Origin of the sequence: Plantactinospora siamensis, assembly GCF_042434095.1 — a bacterium.
Classification (GTDB): domain Bacteria; phylum Actinomycetota; class Actinomycetes; order Mycobacteriales; family Micromonosporaceae; genus KBS50.
Genome location: NZ_JBHLUE010000012.1, coordinates 130,725 through 151,191 on the forward strand (window position 1 = coordinate 130,725; position 20,467 = coordinate 151,191).

At 73.9% G+C, this 20,467-nt stretch carries 24 protein-coding genes and 1 riboswitch; of the genes, 5 read left to right on the forward strand and 19 right to left on the reverse strand.

Annotation, left to right across the window (positions count from 1 at the left end; translation table 11 throughout):
* The first annotated feature begins 87 nt into the window (after positions 1-87).
* The gene (locus tag ACFFHU_RS17095) at positions 88-288 is read left to right on the forward strand and encodes a DUF5999 family protein (RefSeq protein ID WP_377340142.1); all 201 of its coding nucleotides are present in this window, start codon (positions 88-90) and stop codon (positions 286-288) included.
* A gap of 79 nt (positions 289-367) precedes the next feature.
* On the opposite strand, the gene gcvP is transcribed toward ACFFHU_RS17095, so the two are convergent.
* The 18 genes from gcvP to ACFFHU_RS17185 form a co-directional block, all read right to left on the reverse strand.
* The gene (gcvP, locus tag ACFFHU_RS17100; RefSeq protein WP_377340083.1) at positions 368-3,262 is read right to left on the reverse strand and encodes an aminomethyl-transferring glycine dehydrogenase; all 2,895 of its coding nucleotides are present in this window, start codon (positions 3,260-3,262) and stop codon (positions 368-370) included.
* A 77-nt stretch (positions 3,263-3,339) separates the two neighbouring features.
* Positions 3,340-3,442, reverse strand: a riboswitch (glycine riboswitch).
* A 102-nt stretch (positions 3,443-3,544) separates the two neighbouring features.
* A complete protein-coding gene (locus ACFFHU_RS17105; protein ID WP_377340144.1) occupies positions 3,545-4,462 on the reverse strand; it encodes an NAD-dependent protein deacetylase in 918 nt (305 codons plus the stop codon).
* 123 nt (positions 4,463-4,585) lie between these two features.
* Positions 4,586-5,278, reverse strand: coding sequence for a DivIVA domain-containing protein (locus ACFFHU_RS17110; protein ID WP_377340084.1), 693 nt, complete (start codon positions 5,276-5,278; stop codon positions 4,586-4,588).
* Positions 5,275-6,462, reverse strand: coding sequence for a globin domain-containing protein (locus tag ACFFHU_RS17115; RefSeq protein ID WP_377340086.1), 1,188 nt, complete (start codon positions 6,460-6,462; stop codon positions 5,275-5,277). The genes ACFFHU_RS17110 and ACFFHU_RS17115 overlap by 4 nt, the downstream gene beginning before the upstream one ends.
* Positions 6,463-6,464: 2 nt before the next feature.
* On the reverse strand, positions 6,465-6,878 hold the full coding sequence (locus tag ACFFHU_RS17120; RefSeq protein WP_377340087.1) for a group I truncated hemoglobin: 414 nt from the start codon (positions 6,876-6,878) through the stop codon (positions 6,465-6,467).
* Between the two features lie 239 nt (positions 6,879-7,117).
* Positions 7,118-8,224: a hypothetical protein gene (locus ACFFHU_RS17125; RefSeq protein WP_377340088.1), complete on the reverse strand. Its 1,107-nt coding sequence runs from the start codon at positions 8,222-8,224 to the stop codon at positions 7,118-7,120.
* Positions 8,225-8,297: 73 nt separating this feature from the next.
* The gene (locus ACFFHU_RS17130) at positions 8,298-9,026 is read right to left on the reverse strand and encodes a SanA/YdcF family protein (protein WP_377340089.1); all 729 of its coding nucleotides are present in this window, start codon (positions 9,024-9,026) and stop codon (positions 8,298-8,300) included.
* 9 nt (positions 9,027-9,035) lie between these two features.
* Positions 9,036-9,644: a MerR family transcriptional regulator gene (locus tag ACFFHU_RS17135; RefSeq protein WP_377340091.1), complete on the reverse strand. Its 609-nt coding sequence runs from the start codon at positions 9,642-9,644 to the stop codon at positions 9,036-9,038.
* Between the two features lie 242 nt (positions 9,645-9,886).
* On the reverse strand, positions 9,887-10,351 hold the full coding sequence (locus ACFFHU_RS17140) for a bifunctional nuclease family protein (protein WP_377340093.1): 465 nt from the start codon (positions 10,349-10,351) through the stop codon (positions 9,887-9,889).
* Between the two features lie 209 nt (positions 10,352-10,560).
* Positions 10,561-11,343, reverse strand: a complete 783-nt coding sequence (gene ftsR / locus ACFFHU_RS17145; RefSeq protein ID WP_377340096.1) for a transcriptional regulator FtsR — start codon at positions 11,341-11,343, stop codon at positions 10,561-10,563.
* Positions 11,340-11,792, reverse strand: coding sequence for an oxoglutarate dehydrogenase inhibitor Odhl (gene odhI / locus ACFFHU_RS17150; RefSeq protein WP_363854664.1), 453 nt, complete (start codon positions 11,790-11,792; stop codon positions 11,340-11,342). Before odhI ends, ftsR begins: the two co-directional genes overlap by 4 nt.
* 213 nt (positions 11,793-12,005) lie before the next feature.
* Positions 12,006-12,386, reverse strand: coding sequence for a glycine cleavage system protein GcvH (gene gcvH, locus ACFFHU_RS17155; protein ID WP_377340098.1), 381 nt, complete (start codon positions 12,384-12,386; stop codon positions 12,006-12,008).
* Positions 12,387-12,460: 74 nt separating this feature from the next.
* Positions 12,461-13,588: a DUF881 domain-containing protein gene (locus tag ACFFHU_RS17160; protein WP_377340100.1), complete on the reverse strand. Its 1,128-nt coding sequence runs from the start codon at positions 13,586-13,588 to the stop codon at positions 12,461-12,463.
* 10 nt (positions 13,589-13,598) lie between these two features.
* Positions 13,599-13,931, reverse strand: coding sequence for a small basic family protein (locus ACFFHU_RS17165; RefSeq protein ID WP_377340102.1), 333 nt, complete (start codon positions 13,929-13,931; stop codon positions 13,599-13,601).
* Positions 13,928-14,866 carry a DUF881 domain-containing protein gene (locus ACFFHU_RS17170; protein WP_377340103.1) on the reverse strand — a complete coding sequence of 313 codons (939 nt, stop codon included), beginning with the start codon at positions 14,864-14,866 and terminating at the stop codon, positions 13,928-13,930. The genes ACFFHU_RS17165 and ACFFHU_RS17170 overlap by 4 nt, the downstream gene beginning before the upstream one ends.
* Positions 14,863-15,519, reverse strand: a complete 657-nt coding sequence (gene clsA, locus ACFFHU_RS17175) for a cardiolipin synthase ClsA (RefSeq protein ID WP_377340105.1) — start codon at positions 15,517-15,519, stop codon at positions 14,863-14,865. Before clsA ends, ACFFHU_RS17170 begins: the two co-directional genes overlap by 4 nt.
* A gap of 287 nt (positions 15,520-15,806) precedes the next feature.
* Positions 15,807-16,277 (reverse strand): MarR family winged helix-turn-helix transcriptional regulator, encoded by a 471-nt coding sequence (locus ACFFHU_RS17180; protein WP_377340107.1) that lies wholly within the window; start codon positions 16,275-16,277, stop codon positions 15,807-15,809.
* Between the two features lie 60 nt (positions 16,278-16,337).
* Positions 16,338-17,534 carry a PP2C family protein-serine/threonine phosphatase gene (locus ACFFHU_RS17185; protein ID WP_377340108.1) on the reverse strand — a complete coding sequence of 399 codons (1,197 nt, stop codon included), beginning with the start codon at positions 17,532-17,534 and terminating at the stop codon, positions 16,338-16,340.
* 168 nt (positions 17,535-17,702) lie between these two features.
* Between ACFFHU_RS17185 and ACFFHU_RS17190 the strand changes: the two genes are divergently transcribed.
* From ACFFHU_RS17190 to ACFFHU_RS17200, 3 genes are read left to right on the forward strand one after another with little or no spacing between them, the layout of a single operon-like run.
* Positions 17,703-18,602, forward strand: coding sequence for a universal stress protein (locus ACFFHU_RS17190; RefSeq protein ID WP_377340110.1), 900 nt, complete (start codon positions 17,703-17,705; stop codon positions 18,600-18,602).
* A gap of 43 nt (positions 18,603-18,645) precedes the next feature.
* Positions 18,646-18,855: a phosphatidylethanolamine-binding protein gene (locus ACFFHU_RS17195; RefSeq protein ID WP_377340112.1), complete on the forward strand. Its 210-nt coding sequence runs from the start codon at positions 18,646-18,648 to the stop codon at positions 18,853-18,855.
* The gene (locus tag ACFFHU_RS17200) at positions 18,852-19,322 is read left to right on the forward strand and encodes a hypothetical protein (protein ID WP_377340113.1); all 471 of its coding nucleotides are present in this window, start codon (positions 18,852-18,854) and stop codon (positions 19,320-19,322) included. Before ACFFHU_RS17195 ends, ACFFHU_RS17200 begins: the two co-directional genes overlap by 4 nt.
* A 21-nt stretch (positions 19,323-19,343) precedes the next feature.
* On the opposite strand, the gene ACFFHU_RS17205 is transcribed toward ACFFHU_RS17200, so the two are convergent.
* Positions 19,344-19,529 carry a hypothetical protein gene (locus tag ACFFHU_RS17205; RefSeq protein WP_377340115.1) on the reverse strand — a complete coding sequence of 62 codons (186 nt, stop codon included), beginning with the start codon at positions 19,527-19,529 and terminating at the stop codon, positions 19,344-19,346.
* Positions 19,530-19,646: 117 nt separating this feature from the next.
* Here ACFFHU_RS17205 and ACFFHU_RS17210 point away from each other — a divergent pair, with 117 nt between their 5' ends.
* Complete coding sequence (locus ACFFHU_RS17210) at positions 19,647-20,360, forward strand: hypothetical protein (RefSeq protein WP_377340118.1); 714 nt, start codon at positions 19,647-19,649, stop codon at positions 20,358-20,360.
* The last annotated feature ends 107 nt before the right edge of the window (positions 20,361-20,467 follow it).

The following is a 20,467-nucleotide window of genomic DNA, read 5'->3' on the forward strand; positions in this document are numbered from 1 at the left end:
TGCTCGATGAAGTTCACTTCCACTTGGTACCGTGCGTCACTGGTCATGTGAACCATGACACAGCACCCCCACAGTCCGGAGAACCCGATGTGCCAGCACCAACCGATCTGCCCCTCGGCCGACGCCACCGACCGGGAGGCTGCCCGGGTCATCGCCTGCTTCCGTGAGCAGGGGTGGAGCCTGCTCTGCAACGGAGTCATCGTGTTCGAGGACACCGGGGAACTGCTTCCCGACGGCCGGACCGTGGCCCCGCACCGCGGCCCGGCCCGGCACGCCGTACCCGCCTGATTGTCTTACTGTACGTAACCACGGCAAGACCCGCCGGCACGGCCGCCGACCCGTCGACCGCCGCCGGCCACGCACGACCTCAGTCCTCCTGGAACGCCTCCGGCGGCGGGCAGGCGCAAACCAGGTTCCGGTCACCGTACGCGCCGTCGACCCGCCGCACCGGCGGCCAGTACTTCCCCGCCCGCGTCACCTCGCCCGGATAGGCCGCCACCGACCGCGGGTAGGCGTGCTCCCACTCGTCGGCCGTGACCATGGCCGCGGTGTGCGGGGCGTTGCGCAGCGGGTTGTCCCCCGCCGGCCACTCCCCCGCGCCCACCCGGTCGATCTCGGCCCGGATCGCGATCATGGCGGCGCAGAACCGGTCCAGCTCGGCCAGGTCCTCGCTCTCGGTCGGCTCCACCATCAGCGTGCCGGCCACCGGGAACGACATGGTGGGGGCGTGGAACCCGTAGTCGATCAGCCGCTTCGCCACATCGTCCACGGTCACCCCGGTGGCCTTGGTCAGCGGCCGCAGGTCCAGGATGCACTCGTGCGCCACCAGGCCCTTGTTGCCGGCGTACAGCACCGGGAAGTGCCCGCGCAGCCGCGCCGCCACGTAGTTGGCGGCCAGCACCGCGACCCCGGTGGCCCGGGCCAGCCCGTCGGCGCCCATCATCCGCAGGTACGCCCACGGGATCGGCAGGATGCCCGCCGAGCCGTGCGCGGCCGCCGAGATCACCGGCCGGACCGGGTCGCCCGAGGCGTCCGCGCCGGCCGCGGCGCTCCCGGCCGGCGCGCCGGCGGCGCCGAGCCCCGCGCCGGCGGCCAGCGGGTCACCGGGCAGGAACGGCGCCAGGTGCGCCCGGGCGGCCACCGGACCCACGCCCGGACCGCCGCCGCCGTGCGGGATGCAGAACGTCTTGTGCAGGTTCAGGTGCGACACGTCCGCGCCGAACCGCCCCGGCTTGGCGAAACCGAGCAGCGCGTTGAGGTTGGCCCCGTCGACGTACACCTGGCCGCCGGCGTCGTGCACCTTCGCGCACAGCGACGCGATGCCGGTCTCGTACACCCCGTGCGTGGACGGGTACGTGACCATGATCGCGGCCAGCCGGTCCCGATGCTGGTCGATCTTGGTGTCCAGGTCGACCAGGTCGACGTTGCCCTCGTCGTCGCAGGCCACCACGACCACCCGCATGCCGGCCATCACCGCGCTGGCGGCGTTGGTGCCGTGCGCGGAGGCCGGGATCAGGCACACGTCCCGGCCGGCCTCGCCGCGGCTGCGGTGCCAGCCCCGGATCGCCAGCAGCCCGGCCAGCTCCCCCTGGGAGCCGGCGTTGGGCTGCACGCTGACCGCGTCGTACCCGGTCACCTCGGCCAGCCACCGCTGCAGCTGGTCGATCAGCTCCCGGTAGCCGGCGGTCTGGTCGGCCGGCGCGTACGGGTGCAGGTGCGCGAACTCGGGCCAGCTGATCGGTTCCATCTCGGCGGTGGCGTTCAGCTTCATCGTGCACGACCCGAGCGGGATCATGCCCCGGTCCAGCGCGTAGTCGAAGTCGGCCAGCCGGCGCAGGTAGCGCAGCATGGCCGTCTCCGAGTGGTGGGTGCGGAACACCGGGTGGGTGAGGAAGTCCGAGGTGCGGGCCAGCCCCGCCGGCAGCGCCGCGGCGGCCGGCGCGTCGGCCGGCGGCGCGGGCACCCCGAACGCGGCCCACACGGCCGCCAGGTGCGCCTCGGTGGTGGTCTCGTCGCAGGACACGCCCACCCGGTCGGCGTCCACCGGCCGCAGGTTGACGCCCCGCTGCGCGGCCGCGGCCACCACCTGCGCGGCCCGGCCCGGCACCCGGACGGTCACCGTGTCGAAGAACGCCTCGTGCGCCAACTCCAGGCCGCCGCCGGTGAGCCCGGCCGCCAGCCGGGTGGCCGCCGCGTGGGTGCGCCGGGCGATCTCCCGCAGCCCGTCCGGGCCGTGGTAGACCGCGTACATGCCGGCCATGACGGCCAGCAGCACCTGCGCGGTGCAGATGTTGCTGGTGGCCTTCTCCCGGCGGATGTGCTGCTCCCGGGTCTGCAGCGCCAGCCGGTAGGCGGGCTGGGCGTCGGCGTCCCGGGACACCCCGACCAGGCGACCGGGCAGCATCCGCTCCAGGCCGCCGCGCACCGCCAGGTAGCCGGCGTGCGGCCCACCGAACCCCATCGGTACGCCGAACCGCTGCGTGGTGCCGGCGGCAATGTCGGCGCCGATCTCCCCGGGCGGGCGCAGCAGGGTCAACGCCAGCAGGTCCGCGGCCACCGTGACCAGCGCCCCCACCCTGTGCGCGGCCTCGACCAGCCGGCCGTGGTCGCGCACGGCCCCGCCGGCGCCCGGGTACTGCAGGTGCAACCCGAAGAACTCCGCCGGCAGCTCGTCGGCGTCCACGTCCACCGTGCGCACCTCGATGCCGAGCGGTTCGGCCCGGGAGGCGATCACCGCGTACGTCTGCGGCAGCGTGTCGGCGTCCACCACGTACACGCTGCTGCGGCTCTTGGACGCGCGGCGGGCCAGCGTCATCGCCTCGGCCGCCGCGGTGGCCTCGTCGAGCATCGAGGCGTTCGCAGTGGTCAGCCCGGTCAGGTCGGTGACCATGGTCTGGAAGTTCAGCAGCGCCTCCAGCCGGCCCTGGCTGATCTCCGGCTGGTACGGGGTGTAGGCGGTGTACCAGGCGGGGTTCTCCAGCACGTTGCGGCGGATCACCGCCGGGGTGTGCGTGCCGTGGTAGCCCAGCCCGATCATCGAGACGGCCACCCGGTTGCGCCCGGCCAGCTCCCGCAGCTCGGCCAGGGCCTGCTCCTCGGTGGCCGCGGGCGGCAGGTCGAGGGTGCCGTGCCAGCGGATCACCTCGGGGATGGCGGCGTCCATGAGCTCGTCCACCGAGCCGAAGCCCACGGCCTCCAGCATGCGGCGCACATCCTGCGCGTCGGGTCCGACGTGCCGGTCGGCGAACTGCGGTGCGGTCATCGGGCGCTCCCGGGAGGTCGACGTGTCGGCCTCCCCCTCTGTCACCCGGCCGACTGCCCTGCCGAGGTTCCAGAGTGCCTGCCCGCGCGGTCCTTTGTGCCTGAGAGGTTCCGGGGAGGATTTGCCCCTTCGGCGCCGCTCCCGGAGCGTTCCGGGTGTGGTCTCTCCCGCGCGGGTGCTACCAGCGCCCCCAACGCTACCAGCGCCGCCCCCCGCACACCGCGCGAGGCTCGCCGCCCCCGTCCCGTCCCCGTCCCGTCCCCCCGACCCCGGTCGCGTCGATCATGGAATTGTGGTGGCCGCCAAAGCCGCATCGGGTGATGAACCACCCACCACGGCGCCATGATCGACGGGGACCGGGGGCGGCGGAGCGGGCGGGTCGAGGCGGGCGAGCAGGGTGGTCAGCGCGGCGCCGAGGGGGGCGTCGACGGTGTAGGTGGCGTGGTCGTCGCCCCGGGTGGGGCCCTGGTTGATGATCGCCACCGGGATGTCCCGCTTCGCCGCCCGGATGACGAACCGGCGGCCCGACATCACCGTCAACGACGACCCGAGCACCAGCAGCAGCCCGGCCCGCTCGACCAGGTCGAAGCACTGCGCCACCCGCGGCGGCGGCACCGACTCGCCGAAGAACACCACGTCCGGCTTGAGCATCCCGCCGCAGCCGGCGCAGCCCACGGTCCGGAACCGGTCGATCTCGGTGTCCGGCAGGTCGACGTCGCCGTCCGGGTTCACCGCGGTGGCCCGGGCCGCGAAGTCCGGGTTCGCGGCCCGCAACCGGGCGTCCAGCTCGGCCCGGCCGCTGCGCGCGCCGCAGTCCAGGCACACCACCCGGTCGAGGTTGCCGTGCAGCTCGATCACCGAGCGCGCGCCGCCGGCCTGGTGCAGCCCGTCGACGTTCTGGGTGATCACCCCGGCCAGCAGGCCCCGGCGCTGCAGGTCGGCCACCGCCCGGTGCCCGCCGTTGGGCGTCGCCCGCGCGATCATGCGCCAGCCCAGGTGGCTACGCGCCCAGTAGCGGCGCCGGGCCACCGGGTCGCGGGTGAACACCTGGTACGTCATCGGGGTGTGCCGCCGGGCCGCGCCGCTGGGCCCCCGGTAGTCCGGGATGCCCGACTCGGTGGACAGCCCCGCGCCGCTGAGCACCACCACGTCGCCGGCCGCCACCTGCCGCGCCAGCGCCCCGAACCGTTCGCCTGCCAGTTCCGTCACCCGTCCATGCTGCCTCGCCCGGGCCGCCACCGGCGAGTCCCCGGACCCCACTCCCCCGCCCCGCCCGGTCGATCATGAAGGTCATGGTCAACGTCGGGCGGGGCCGAGGGTGGGTCAGGGGCGCTCGTGGCGGGGCAGGGCCGGGCGGCCCGCCGGACCGGCCACCGGCTGGCCGGCGTCCCGGGCCATCTTGTCCATCGTGCGGGACAGGTGTTCGCTGCCGTCGTGCAGGTGCTTCGCCGCCGCCTCCATGTGCGAGATCATCATCTCGCCGTAGATGCGCAGCGCCTCCTGCATGGCCGCCGAGTCGGTGAAGTCCGGCCCGGCCGTGTTGCGGTAGCTGTGCACCGCCTGCTCGGCCTCCCGGCGGGCGTCGTCGACGGCCGCCTGCACGTACGCCTCGTACTGCACCCGGGCGTAGTCGGCGACCCGGCGGGCGTAGTCGTGCGCCTGCGCGATGATCTGCTCGGCCTCCCGCTGGGCGGCCGAGAGCAGGTTCACGTCCTTGGCGGCGGGCCCCCCGCTGTCCTTGCGCTGGCTGGGGATCACCCCGTGCCGGTACAGCTCGACCTGGTTGTTGATCCGTTCGTTCTCCGCCCGCAGGTTGGCGATCTGGCCGGCCAGCACGTCCAACTCGTCGGCCACCTGCACCCGGAACGCGTCCACCGCGCGCGGGTCGTAGCCCCGGCGGGTCAACGTGGTCTGCTCGAACGTCCACCGGCGGGCCCGGTCGGCGGTGAGCCGGATCTGCGGTGGCCCGGCCGTCACCTCCGCGCCGTCGTACCTGCTGATCGGGACCGCGGTCACTGGTCACCTCCGGACGTCGCGGGGTTGCGCTGCTCAAGCGGGTCGATATGGGTTCGCCAGGCCGGGCCGTACCAGTGCGTCCCCAGACCCTCGTGGTGCAGCCGGCCCGGGTCGTAGCCGGAGCGGCGCAGCGCCTGCACCGAGCCGGACACCATCTCGTCCGAGCCGCACACGAACACGTGCCGGTTGCGGAAGTCACCCTCGGACAGCACCGTGTCCACCAGCCGGGCCGGGGCGCCCTCGCCGCCGGGCGGGCCGCCGCCGAAGGCGTACCGCACGCTCAGCCACGGGTACGAGGCGGCCAGCTTGTCCAGCGCCTCCCCGTCGTACAGCTCCTGCGGCGCCCGCGCGGCCACGTACAGCTGCACCCGCCGGCCCCGGTCCTCCAGGGCCACCTGCTCCACCAGCGCCTTCAGCGGCGCCCAGCCGGTGCCGCCGGCCAGCAGCAGCAGGTCGGCGCCGCCGGACCGGCTCAACGCCAGCCGGTCCCCGACCGGCGAGGCCAGGTTCACCTGGTCACCGACGGACAACCCGTAGACCAGGCGGGAGCTGACCACACCGCCGGGCGTGGCCCGCACGTGCAGCTCCAGCGTCCCGTCCGGCCGCGGGGCGTTGGCCGGGGAGTAGTACCGCCAGGTCCGCACCGCCGGGACGGCCACCCCGATCGACTGCCCGGGGGTGAACGGCAGCAGGTACGACGGCCGCAGCGTCAGCACGGCCACGTCGAACGACCGTCGCTCGTGGGCCAGGACCTCGCCCACCCACCAGGGCGGGCTCACCTTCTCGGCCTCCCGCGCGGCGTCCGTCATGACCTGCGCCACCAGCCCGTACGCGGCCGTCCAGTCGGCGGCCAGCTCCTCGGTCCACTGCGGACCGAGGAAATGCGCCAGGGTGGCCAGCAGCGCCTCACCCACCGCCGGGTAGTGCTCGGCGCGGACCGCGAACTTGCGGTGGTCGGCGCCGAGGGCCTGCAGGAAGCCCACGAGCCGGTCCAGCTGGTCCACGTTCGACACGACGTGTCCCAGCGCCGTGACCAGCCGGTCCCGCTGCCCCGCCATGTTGGTCGGGAACATCTGCCGGGTGTCCGGATGGGTCAGGAACAGGGTCGAGTAGAAGAACAGCGGCACCTCGTCGCCGTGCGCGGCGGCCAGGGACCAGCTGTGCTTGAGCCGGTCGACGTCCACGCTCAGGCGCCAGCCAGCTGGTCGTCCGCCACCACCTGGTCCTGCACCTGGGCCAGCACCTTCTGCACATCGGAGACGATGTCGGCGGGGACGTTCAGGTCGTCGAGGGTGGCCACCAGATGCTCGCCCACCAGGTTGTAGTGGGACACCGGGATCCGCAGCGGCTTGTGCGCCTCCGGCAGCGACCGCCCGGTGTACGCGTCCGGCCCGCCCAGCACCGTGGTCAACATCAGCGTCATGTGCCGCTTCTGCTGCTGCATGTCCACGCCCGCGAAGTAGGTGGCCAACTCCGGGTCGGCCAGGACCCGGTCGTAGAACCGGTGCACGGCGGTCTTGAGCGCCGGGGCGCCGCCGATGCGGTCGAAGTGGGATCCGGCCGGGGCGCCGTCTGCGGGGTTGCGGTTCGAGTCCGTCATTCCAGGGGCTTCCTTCTCGAGTCCTACGAGGGGGTCTGCCCGGTGGGTGAGGGGAACACCACCGGGACGGCGTTCGGCAACATTGCCGTCACGGCACCATAGCGGTACGGGCCGGTCGGCCGCGTCGACCGGTGCGCCATAAGCGACTTTTCGCAGGTCAGGGACGTGCCAACCACGCGGGGGCGGTCCCACGAACGGGACCGCCCCGGGTGATCGGCCGAACACGGCACGGGTCGGGCTCAGTTGCCCACCTGACCGGAGGTGGCACTGACCCGCAGCCCGGAGGCGTCCACCGCCTCGAAGTCGCTGCCGCGCAACCCACCCAGCGCGTGTAGGTCGTCGTTGTCCCAGTGCGGATCCGGGGCGCCGGAGATGTACCAGCCGGAACCGTTGTCGGCCACGATCATCCCGTACCGCTTCATCGCCTCCGCGATGATCCGGGCCTGCCGCGGCAGGCCGGCCGTGGACACCGACGCCTTGAGCCGGAACCGCTGCCCCATCTGCGGCAGGTTCGCATCCGTCGCCGAGGACGCCGAATGGGTGGCCGGCCAGGTGTAGCCGGTGCGGCTGCGCGGCACGGTGAACCGGATGGCGTGATCGATCCGGCCCGTGGCAACCTCGTCGTACCGGACCAGCCCGGCCAGGATGGACAGCCCCGAGGCGTCCGCCGAGGTCCAGCCGGCGCGCCGCAACGCGTTGGACCGCAGGTCGAACACCGCGCCCGAGCCGGCCTTCCAGCCGGCGCCCGACCGCTGCGCCGCGAACAGCTCGTACGACCGGCAGGCCGCCTGGTCCCACACGATGACATGCCGGTCACCGTCGGAACCCGCGCCGCCCTCGACCGCCGCGCCGGCCGGGATCGGGTACGGCCCGGGGTCGCTCTCGTCGGCGTACTCGAAGCTCACCGGCACCTTCGGCTGACCCGGCGGCACGACGGTGACCGGAATGCCGATCGGCGCCCCGTCCCACTCGCCCGAGCCGAAGTCGGCGTGTACCGCGCCGCCGGCGCCGACGCTGGACACGAACCCGGCCGACCGGGCGTGCACCGGCAGCTTCGACACGTCGGCGTGCCACACGTTGTCGGCCGGGAAGACGCCGCAGTCACCGCCGGCCGCGGCGGCGGCCTTCGTCGCGGTGCTGGTCTTCGCCGCGGGCCGCCGGCCCAGCCCGGCCGACCCCGACGCGGCGGCCGCGCTGGACGGCGCCGCGGTGGCCGCCGGCGGCGGCGACCCGGGCTGGGTCGCCGACACCGTCACCGGCCGGGCCGCCGGGGCCGAGCAGGCGATCAGCGGCAGCGCGAGCAGGCCGACCAGGACAGGAACGCGACGGTACGCAGATCCGAACACCCCGGCATTCTGCCGACCCGCCCCAACCGGCGTCCACCTGGCACCGCCACACTTAAGCCGCTCTTCAGTCTTGCTAGCCGGCCAGCGCCCGGTCCACCCCGTCCTCGTGCCGGCCCAGGAACACCGGGTCCCGGCCGGTGCTCACGTCCAACACCGCCTTCACCGCGGCCGCCTGGTCCCGCGCCGCGCCCCGCAGCCAGGTCAGCCGGTACTGCCGCGCCGTGCCGTCACCGACCCCGGTGGCGTCCACCCCGACGGCCCGGCACACCGCCACCGCCCGCGCCAGGTGAAAGTCCTGAGTGACCACGGTGGCCTGCCGCACCCCGAAGACCCGCCGCGCCCGCACACACGAGTCGTACGTGTCGAAGCCCGCGTAGTCGGCGACCACCCTGCCGGCCGGCACACCCCGGTCCACCAGCCACCGCCGCATCGCGTCCGGCTCGTCGTACGACCAGCGGCCGTGGTCCCCAGACACCAGCACCGCCCGCACCCGCCCGGCCGCGTACAGCCGCCGCGCCAACTCCAGCCGTGCGACCAGGAAGGGCGACGGATCACCGGACGGGGACACCTGCGCGCCGAGCACCAGCGCCACCGGTGCGGCCGGCACATCGGCCGCGTCGAACAGGTGCGGTCGGGCGGTGGACTGCACCCACACCACCGAACCCACCACCGGCATGCCGGCCACCAGCACCGCCATGCCCAGCAACCGGAACAGCGCACGGCGACGCCGCGACCACAACCGGCCGGCGACACCCCACCGGAACCACCGGCCGCCACCGGCGCCCGGGACCGCCACGGTCACCGGAGTGGATCAGCCGGCTCGGCGCCGGGCCCGGCGCATCGCCAGCTCGTCGCCCACCGCGGGCACCGCCTCCGGCGCCTCCTCCACCGCCACCTCGGCCGGCGCCGCGCCCACCTGCTCGGCCGGCAGGTGCGACAGCGAACCCTGGATCTCCTTGAACGCCCCGCCGATCGCGATCCCGAACACCCCCTGGCCGCCCTGCAACAGGTCGACAACCTCCTCCGGCGACCGGCACTCGTACACCGAGGTGCCGTCCGAGATGAGGGTGATGGTGGCCAGATCCTCCACGCCCCGCGACCGCAACGTGTCGATCGCCCGGCGGATGTTCTGCAGCGACACACCAGCGTCCAGCAACCGCTTGACGACCTTGAGCACCACCAGATCGCGGAACGAGTACAACCGCTGCGTCCCCGAACCCGAGGCGTCCCGGATGCTCGGCACCACCAGCGCCGTCCGCGCCCAGTAGTCCAGCTGCCGGTAGCTGATCCCCACCGCGTGACAGGCCGTCACCCCGCGGTAGCCCACCTGCCCGCCCGGCTCGACCGACCCGTCGCCCGGACCGTCGCCGCCGGGTTCACGGCCGGCGGCAACCGGATCGGGATCCCCTGGCTCATGCATCCGGACAACCTCCCCGCGTCGCGGTGTCCCATCCCTACGGAACGACACCACCGGTGAACGAGGCAACCCTATAGCGCTCCCAGCCGCACCACCCGCACGATCGACCACGACACGCCGTCGACCGTCCCGGTCACCTCGGCGTGCCGCGCCCCGCGGGGCGGCGTCCACGACCCGGGCGGCGACTCCCGCGACGACTCCGGCGACCCGGGCAACGCGCCGCGGCCGCCCGGCCGGCGGATCCGTCAGCCGGCGAAGTCCTCCGGCTGCACCTGCTCCAGAAACTCCCGGAACTTCTCGACCTCGTCCTCCTGCTCGTCCGGGATCACGATGCCGGCCTCGCTGAGGACCTCCTCGGCGCACCGGATCGGCGCGCCGACCCGCAGCGCCAGCGCGATCGAGTCGCTCGGCCGCGCCGACACCCGCAGACCGTCGCCGATCAACAGATCCGCGTAGAAGACGTTCTCCTTCAACTCGGTGATCTCCACCGCCCGCAGCGGCGCCTTCACCGCCGCCAGGATGTCCCGCAACAGATCGTGGGTCAGCGGCCGCGCCGGCTTGACCCCCTGCTGCTCATAAGCGATCGCGCTCGCTTCCACGGCGCCGATCCAGATCGGCAGGTAACGGTCACCGTCGACCTCCCTGAGCAGGACGATCGGCTGGTTGCTGGGCAGCTCCACCCGAACCCCGACCACGCTCAGCTCGCGCACCGCCGCCTCCGTGTCGTCGCACTTCCGCCAGCACCGCCACCGGCGGGCTGCTCGCCCACCGACGCGACATGCCCTGTCTCTGAACGGTACACGGGCCACCCGAGCACCGCGGTAGGGCCGGACGCCCGCATCCACCCACCGACACAGGCATACCCCAGGAAGCCTACGGCACGCGCAACGCGAAAGATCTTTGGCAGCCCCCGGGCCCGTCAACGCCCCAACGTCTCCCGCAGACCCACCCGCACCAACGCCGCATGCAACTGCTGCGACAACGCCCCCAGCTCCCGCGCCAGCTCCGCCGCCCGCGCCCGCGCCGCCGGATCACTCTGCCGGGCCAGCGGGGCCACCAACTGGGCGAACAACCCCACCTCGCGGTCCGCCGCCGTGCGGTAGCCGCGCAGATGCCGCGGCTGGAACCCGTACGCCGCCAACCCCGCCACCGCCCGCGAAATGATCAACGCGTCCGAGTCGTACCAACCCGGCGGCGTCGACACCACGATCCCCAGCCGCTCCAGCTCGGCCAGCGTCGCCCCATCCAGCCCGCTGCGCAGCACCAGGTCCGCGCGGGTGAGCCGGACCTCGACGCCGTCGAGGTCCGGCTCACCCGGCGCCGCCGGCGCCTCGTCCGCCGACCCCACCGCCACCAGGGCCGGCCGGGCCCGCCCCGGGACGCCGTCGACGTCCAACTCCGCCAGCTGAGCCCGGATCACCCGCAGGGGGAGGTACTGATCCCGCTGCGCCGTCAACACGAACCGCAGCCGTGCCACGTCGTCCCAGCTGTACTTGCGGTATCCCGCCGCCGTGCGCTGCGGCTCCACCAGGCCCTCGGCCTCCAGGAACCGCAACTTCGAGATCGTCGTGTCCGGGAACTCCGGCCGCAGCTGCGCCAGCACCTCGCCGATGCTCATCAGCGGAAGGACCCGGCCGTCCGGCGAGCCCGCGCCGGAGCGCCGCGGCGCACCGGACGCGGCCGCCGCCGCACCGTCGCTCACCCCCGGCCGGCCTCCTCCTCCGGACGCGGCCCGGCGATGAACACCAGCCGGAACTTGCCGATCTGAACCTCGTCACCGTTGCTCAACGTCGCGGCCTCGACCCGCTCCCGGTTCACATAGGTGCCGTTCAGGCTGCCCACATCGCGCACCGTGAAGGTCCCGCCGTCCCGGTGGAACTCGGCGTGCCGCCGTGACACCGTCACGTCGTCCAGGAAGATGTCACTGTCCGGATGCCGCCCGCTGGTCGTCACATCGTGATCGAGCAGGAACCGGGCACCGGCGTTCGGCCCACGCCGCACCACCAGCAGGGCCATGCCCGGAGGCAGGGAACCGGACATCCGGCTCGGCACGACATCGGCGTCGGGCCCCTCCAAAACCTCGTCAAGGGAACCGAGGTTGAGCGTCGACGTGACGTCGAGCGGGGGGAACTCGTCGTCTGGGCGCGTCATTGGACCACCTCACGGATCTGTTTCGGTCGGCGTCAGGGTAATGGCGGGTCTGGCCGCCGGGCGGTAAGACACCCGGCGGCTGGCTCCCCCGTGCCCGGGAAGGCAATTCCGCAACGCGCAACTATTGGGTCTTCGGTCGACTGGGCGAGCCTAGCCAGCGCCGAAATACAGGGCAACCGGACGCGCGGCACAACATCGCAGGCCGGAGCGTGCTCAGCTCTCGGTCAGCTCCCGGTAGGCGGCCGCGGTCAACAACCGCTCCACCGCATCCGGATCGGCCAACTCGATCTCCACCAACCAACCCGCACCGTACGGATCGGTATTGATGATTTCCGGCTGGTCCGCCAACTGCTCGTTTCGCCGCACGACCGTGCCGGTCAGCGGCGAATAAATCTCCGAGACGCTCTTGGTGGACTCCACCTCACCGAGGGACTCGCCGGCCTCGACCGCCGTCCCCTCGTCCGGCAACTGGACAAACACGATGTCACCCAGGGCGTCCTGGGCGAAATGGGTGATCCCCACCCGCACCGTTCCGCCGCCATCGCCGGCAACCCACTCGTGCTCGGCGGTGTACCGCAGATCCTCAGGAATCACCAGACGCGTCCTTCGTCATCGTCACTGCAGCTGCCAGAACTCCGAAACCCGGACCACCGGCCCGGACGCATCCGTCAGGAGACCGGATGCGCGTACTTCAGACTGGACGCCGGACTCAACGCCCGGATGTCCACCACGTCGTGCTCGTCGACGATCACGTTACCGCCGTCGCCCGCCACCGATGCCACCACCCCACCGGCAATGTTCAAGGCCGTACGCATCGTCTCCGGCTCCCCCACAACGGTCAACGTGAACGGCCCGGTCAGCCGGCGACCCGTCACGGTGATCGCACCGCCATCCGCGTCGAGGAAATACGTCGACGCGATGATCCGCACCGTGGCGCCGTCACCGCCGGAGATCTCCATCGCCTCCGCGCCGGCGCCCCGCAACTCCTGCACCGCGTCCAGCACCGTGGCCGCGCCGATCGGCTTGCTGCCCGGCGAGAACCGCACCGTCAGGCCCGGACCCCGCGCCGGCAACGTGCCCGCCAGGATGCCCAGCTCGTCGGCCCGCCGGGTGGCCTCCTCCAGCGCCGCCTGCCGACCCTGCGCGCCCGAGGCCAGCTGCCGCTGGCTGTCCTCCAACCCGGCGATGTCCAGCCGAAGCCGCTGCTGCTGCGCCTCCAGATCGGACAGGATCCGCACCAGGTCCTCCTGCCGCGCCGAGGCCAGCGTCTGATCCGACGAGTTCGACCGCAACTGCACCGCCAGCGCGAAGCCCAGCAGCAACAGCAACACCGCGATCATGCCGCCCGCCGTGCTCGGTCGCCCCGGCCGGCGGAACAGCCGGCCGGCGCCGCCCACCGGACCCGCCACACCCGCCGGGTTCCCGTCCGGGTCGGGCCCACCGGCCCGCCCCGCACCCTCGTCCGGATCAGGGCCATCATCCGGGTCGACATCCGGGTCGACACCGCCGTCCGGCTCCCGCGCGCCCGCCGCACCGGCCCCGCCGGCGGCCTCGGCGCCGACCCGCGCACCGGCCCCGGGCCGCTGCTCGCGGCCGCCGGATTCCGGCGCCGCCCCACCGGGGGCGTCGGGATCGGCCACCAGCGGCCCCACCCCGTCCGCCGGCGGCGCATCCGGGCGCGGATCCGGCTCGCCCACCGGCTGGGCCGGGCCCGGCCCAGCCGGCCAACCCGTCCCGGTGTCGTCCGCCCCCGCGCCGCCCGTCCCCGGCTCCGGCTCCGGCCGCTGCTCAACCATCCCCGACCCCCTACGCCCGGAACAGGTGCCGGCGGATCGCCGCCACATTGCCGAAGATCCGCACCCCAAGCACCACCACGACACCCGTGGACAACTGGCCGCCCACGCCCAGCTGGTCACCCAGGTACACGATGACCCCGGCCACCAGCACGTTCGAGATGAACGAGATGACGAACTGCTTGTCGTCGAAGATCCGGTCCAGCTTCGCGCGGACGCCACCGAACACGGCGTCCAGCGCCGCGATCACCGCAATCGGCAGGTACGGCTGCAACGCCGGGGGCACCGTCGGCCCGAACGCGATACCCAGCAACACGCCGGCGATCAACGCCAGAACAGCGATCATCGGCCGCCTCCAGAAGGGGTGGAAGAAGGGGAACGGGGGCTGTGTGTCGAGGAACTGCCCACCATCGGGGTCGGGCTCGGCTCCGGCGGGGGCTTCGCGTACCGCAGCTGCGGCTCGTTCGCCGCCGGCAGGGTCAGATCGTCGGCCTTCTTCACCTCGAAGCCCGTGCCGTACCGGGACGCCAGCGCCCGGAACAGCGTCGCCGCCCCGCTGGCGGAAAAACGGTCCGCGATCCGCGCGGGACCGATCGCCGACACGTCGTACGGCCCGGACACCGGCCGGAAATCCACCAGGATGTTGCCGCCCGCCGCGCGGATCGTCGACGTGGCCGTCAACCGTTGGCCGTTGATCGACACCGCCTCGGCGCCCGCCGCCCACAGCGCGTTCGCCACGTCCTGCAGGTCATGGTCCATCACCCGGCCCAGGCTCGGCGCATGCGCGCCGGTCACCGCGTCCGAGGTCGACGGCGGGTCCGACACCCGCACCACCACGCCGTTGCCGCGCACCCGGCCCAGGCCCGTGGCCGCCTCCAGATCGCGCAGCCGAGCCGCCTCCCGGCCGCCCACCGCCGCGTCCCGCTGCCGGGCCACCTCCTGGCGCAGGCCGTCGGCCCGGGCGGACAGCCGGTCGTTCTCGGCCTCCCGCTCCTTGATCTGATCCGCCAACCCGGCCCGCGCCTTCGCCCGACCCGGCTCGTCGGCCAGCGTCTGCCGGTAGGCGACCGCCAGCAGGAAGCCGACCAGCACCAGCACCACCAGCGTCACCACCCGGGCCGGGCGATCCGTACCCGCGCCCCGGCCCGGCGCGCGGCTCGCCCGCCGGCGCGCCGCGTCGGCGTACCCGGGATCCAGCGGGTTGCGGAACAGCTCGGTCAGGAAGTCCGGCGCGTAGGTGCGGCCCGGACGGGACACCGTCCGCTCATCCCGGTCGGTCATGCCCGCAGCTCCCGCCCGGGACGCTGCCGGACCATCCGGATCAGCCGGGCCGCCTCCACCAGGTACAGCACGCCGGAGGCCCAATAGAGCACCAGGCCCCACCAGGCCAGCCCCCAGCCGATCGGCCCCGCCACCGCCGCGGCGCCCGGCACCGCGGCCGCCAGCAGCAGCACCGGGAAGGCGGTCAGCAGCACGAAAGTGGCGGTCTTGCCGAGGTAGTGCACCGGCGGCGGGCCGAACCCGTAGCCGCGCAGCACCAGCAGCCGCACCCCGAGCAGCAGCTCGCGGGCCAGCAGCGCCACCGTGAACTGCCAGGGCACCACGTCGCGCAGGGTGAAGGCCAGCAGCGTGGCGAGGATGTAGAGCCGGTCGGCGAGCGGGTCGAGCAGCTCACCGAGCCGGCTGACCTGCCCGAGGCGGCGCGCCACGTACCCGTCGACCCAGTCGGTGCTGCCACCCACGGCCAGCACGGCGACCGCGACGGCATCCGCCCGGGGGACCAGGAACAGGTAGAGGAACAGCGGCACCCCGATCAGCCGCAGCAGGCTGATCAGGTTGGGCAGCGTGAGGATGGCGCGGGTCCGACCCGCCGGCCGGACGGCGGTGTGATCGGGTGGCCCGGCGTCCGGCGCCGAAGCCGGGCGACGTGACACCGACCCTCCCCTCCCCTGGCGTACCCCGCAAGCGCGACCCGACGACGCCGCGTGCGGCCCCGCCGGCCGGCCGGGGGTTCTCGACTGGCCGGGTCCGTGCAGGTTTCGCAGCGGTACGCCGGCTGGTTGGCGCTGCCACTATATCGGGGCCGAAGTCGATCATGGGCGGGCCGGTGCGGGTCGGAGCGTGTCGTTTCAGGTTTTGCGTGCCCGGTACTCCCCCTAAGGCGTCCTAGGATGCTAGCTCCGGGGAGTGCGGCGAAGCACACAGCGCGCTACCCGGGCGGTCAGGCCGTGCGGGCCTCGACCTCGGACGCCACGGCCTGGGCCAGCGGCGTGGCCGCCTCGGCGAAGGCGAGCAGCGCCGCCAGCAGGTCGTGCTGGGCCCGGGTCGGCATGGCGTCCAGCACGACCTGCAGCGCCTGACACCGACGCTCGCGCAGCTCCCCCAGCAGCGTCTGGGCCGCGCCGGTCAGCAGCAGGTGAACCTCCCGGCGATCCCGCTGGTCCGGCACCCGCCGGATCAGGCCGATCGCCTCCAACCGGTCGCACAGCCGGCTCGCCGACGACGGTACGACCTGCAGCAGCTCGGCCAGCTTGTTGACGTTCGTGTCGGGCCGGCCGTTGATCAACGACAGCACTCGCAGCTGGGTGGGCGACACCGGTGAGGGATGCTGCGAACGCGCATCGTCCAGCACGCCCACCAGGGCCTCTGCTGCCGCCTCAACCGCCGAGGCGAGGTTCGGAGGTCGCTCCATCCGGTGTCCTCTAAAGTTGTCCGACGGGCTGGCCGCACCGCTACGTGCGGAGTACCCGCACTACCCCAGCCGCTCCGTTTTCATGCCATGCCAGTCCAGACAGACGATAACCGCATCGTCGTCCAGTTCGGTGTCGTCGTGATAGTCGCGCAGGTCGCGCATGACCGTACCAACCGCCTCGGTGGCCGGCTGCAGGCGCGTAGACCGGATCGCCTTGGCCAGCACCCGGTCCCCGTACGGCTCCCGCTCCCCCGGAGCGGCCGCGTAGACCCCGTCGGTCACCACGAACAGCCGGTCCCCCGGCTCGATCCAGAACTCCTGGGACGAGTACCGGCCCTCCTCGAACATGCCGAGCGGCAGCTGCTCCTCGAGCGAGATCCGGTGCACCTCACCGCCGCGCACCCGCATCACCCGCGGCGACCCGGCGTCGACGGCCTGCACCCGTCCGGTGTGGAAGTCCAGCTCCAGCAGCACCGTGGCCAGGTGCCGTTCGCCCCGGTGGTGCTGGAAGATGGTGTCCGAGGCCAGCTCCGCCTGCTCGGCCAGGCTGCCACCGGAGCGGCGGGCGTTGCGCATCGCGTTCACCGCCAGGGCCGTGAGCAGCGACGCCGGCAGGCCGGTGCCGTCCCCGTTCACCGCCGTGACCGTGAGGCGGTCGTCGTTGACCGCCCAGTCGAAGTTGTCGCCACCGACCGTGTACGCCGGCTCCAGCTGGCCCGCCAACAGGTAGCTGTCGTGCCACAGACTGCGCCCCGGGATCAGCTCCCACTGCAGCTCCGCGGCCATGCTCAGCCGGCCGCGGCGGCGCACCCGCCGGTACCGGTCGGTGTCCCGGTCGGCGGCGCGCAGGGCCAGCGCCAGGTCGCCGGCCAGAACGTTCAGCCGCCCCGCCAGCACGTCGGACGGCGGCTCGGCCAGCTCCACCACCAGCACACCCACCCGCTCGCCCCAGACGGTGACCGGGACGTACAGCCGCACGCCCCGCGGGCCGGTGTCCACGAGGGCCTGCTGACTGCTGAAACAGCGGGCCGCGGCGTCCTGGCCGGTCAGCGGGATGCGGCCGGACGTGGTCGAGTCGAGCACCCCCCACAGCCCGGCGATCCGGTAGTCGGCGAGCAGCACGTCGGCGCCGGACACCCCCAGCCGGGTTCGCAGATAGCCGACCATCGCCTCGACCTGCCGGTCGGGTGCGGCGGCCCGCAGGTGAGCGGCGAACGACGCGTCCTCGACCATGGCCCTCCCCGGAATCATTGCCATCGGGCACGCATCATACGGCCCAGCCGCACCATCGGCATCTGGCCGGCTCCGGGCCGCGCCCGTACCCCCTCCGCTGCGGCCAGCCGGGCACGATGATCAACACGGCTGCCGCCGCACGGCGTTCGCGGTATCGCCGCAGCCGGCGGCCCCGATCGGGATAGTGAGGTGGTGGGCAGGCACCAGGACGCGGCCGTGGTGGTCGGGGTGGACGGTTCGGCGGACGCACGCCGGGCCATAGAGCTGGCCGCCGCCGAGGCCCACCGCCGACACCGATCGATCCGGGTCGTGCACGCGTTCCTCTGGCCGATGCTGCACGTGGACGTCGACCCCCCACCGGAGGGGCCGCCGGAGGCCGGGCTCCGGCGCCAGGCGGACCGGATCCTCCAGGCCGCCCTCGCCGAGACCCGCGCCGCCGTCGACGGCGTACCGGTCGAGGGCGAGGTGGTGGACGGCCAGCCGGCGGCGGTGCTCTGCCGGGAGAGCCGGGACGCCAGCCTCGTCGTGGTCGGCGACCGGGGACTGGGCGGCTTCGGCAGCCTGCTCGTCGGCTCCATCGCCCTGCAGACCGCCTCGTACGCCAGCTGCCCGGTGCTGGTGGCGCGCGGCGCGGAGCACCCCGGCGGGCCGGTGGTGGTCGGTGTGGACGGCTCCGCCACCTCCCAGCAGGCTCTCGCGGTGGCCGCGGAGGAGGCCGCGCTGCGCGGCGCCGAACTGCGGGCCGTGCACGCCTTCCGGCATCCCCGCTCGAACGGCCCGGGCGACATGATGCCGCTGGTGTACGACACCGAGTCGCTGCGCGCCGAGGAGGACCGGCGGCTCGCCGAGGCCGTGGCCGACTGGCAGGACCGCTACCCCGAGGTGCCGGTCATCCGGCGCGTGGCGCACGCGCGGGCGGCGCCGACGCTGATCGAGGAGTCGGCCCGGGCTCAGCTCGTGGTGGTCGGCGCCCGCGGCCGCGGCGGGCTCGCCGGCCTGGTGCTCGGCTCTACCAGCCAGGCCGTGCTGCACCACGCGCACTGCCCCACGATCATCGCGCCGGTCCCGCATGGGCCCGCCGGGGACGGGTAGACACCGCGAACGCCAGTAGTCGAGGCCAGGGAGGCGCACCGCCATGCCAGGACCACGTCCGGGAAGCAACGCGTACGACGTCCAACGGGCCCGCCTGCGCAAACAGCTGGAGAACTCGGGCGCCGCGAACGACAAGAAGGCCGACGAGGCCGCCAACAAGGTGCTGCAGTCCGACCGCGGCCAGCGCGGCGTGCTGCGCGGCGACCGGGGGCTGGGGCCGAAGGGCGAGCGCGACCGGGGCGAGCCGCGATGAACCGGACGCTCCCCGCGGACCGGTTGCTGTCCGGGACACTGGCCGGACTGGCCGGCAGCTCGGCGCTCAACGTGGTCACGTACCTGGACATGGCCGTCCGGGCGCGACCCACCAGCAGCACGCCCGAGGAGACGGTGCGGCGGCTGGCCGACACCGCCCACGTACCACTCGGGCCCGAGGACCGGGCGGCGAATCGCCGCGCGGGCCTCGGGCCACTGCTGGGTTACGTGTCCGGGGTGGCGACCGCGGTCGGGTACGCCCTGCTGGTCCGCCGCCGGTTACCGGTTCCGGTCGCGGCCGGCCTGCTCGGGGTGGGCGCGATGGTCGGCTCGGATGCCCCGATCGCGGCGCTGCGGGTCAGCGATCCGCGGACCTGGAGCGCCGGCTCCTGGCTGTCCGACCTCGTGCCGCACCTGGCGTACGGTCTCGCGGCCGCCGTCACGCTCGACCGCCTGAGCGGCGACTGAGCGAGGGCCGCCCCGAGCGGCTCAGCGGTCCCGCTCGGCGGCCACCGGACGGCCGGCCGGGCCGTACGGCGAGACCTGCTCCGGCGGTACCGGCCGGGCCGCGCCGCCGCGCCCGCCCGGGCGGGCGCCCGGGCCCGGCTCGCGACTGTCCTGGACCAAGGGATTCTTCTCGTTGCGCCGCATCTCGGGCTGCTGGATGTTCGGCATGGCCGTAACTCCTTCCCTCCGCGCACCCGCTGGATACCCGGGCCCGCCGGCCGGCATTCGTCCGGCGGCCGCCGGCCGGCCACGCGTGCCGGGCCACCGGGCGGGTAAGCGGGCCGCATGGCGCAACCGCGGGCAATCGTGACGACCCTGCTCGAACGGCACGGCCGGACGTACGCCGAGGAGGCCGGCATCGCCCTGGTCGACCGGCCCGGCCCGCTCTACCAGCTGCTGGTGCTGGCCACCCTGCTCAGCACCAGGATCCGGGCCGGCGTGGGCGTGGCGGCCGCCCGGGAGCTCTTCGCCGCCCGCTACCGGACGCCGCGGGCGATGGCCGACGCGAGCTGGCAGGACCGGGTGGATGCGCTGGGCCGCGGGCACTACCGCCGGTACGACGAACGCACGGCCACCATGCTCGGGAACGGCGCCCTGCTGTGCCTGGACCGGTGGCACGGCGACCTGCGCCGGTTGCACCGCGCCGCGAACGGACAGCCGACGGCGCTGCGTACCGAACTCACCGCCTTCCCCGGTATCGGCCCCACGGGGGCGGCCATCTACCTGCGCGAGGTCCAGGGGGTGTGGCCGGACATCGCCCCCTACCTGGACCGCCGCGCGGCCGGCGCGGCCCGCCGGCTGGGGCTGCCCGGCTCGCCCGCCGAACTCGCCGAACTGGCGCCGGACGGCCAACTGCCGCGCCTGGTGGCGGCGCTGGTCCGGGTGTCACTGGGCGCGGAGGACCCGGACCGGCTGCGCGCGGGCGGCGGCGGGCGGCCCGCCGGCCGGGCCGGCGCGGCACGGACATCGCGGCGCGCCCCCGCCACGGCGCGGCGCTGACCCGGCCTAGGCCGCACCGCTGGCGTGGCCACCCCGGGCCGAACCGCTGACCCGCCGCCCAGCGCCGCAGCACTGACCCGGCCGCCCGGCGCCGCTGCCTCGCCGGC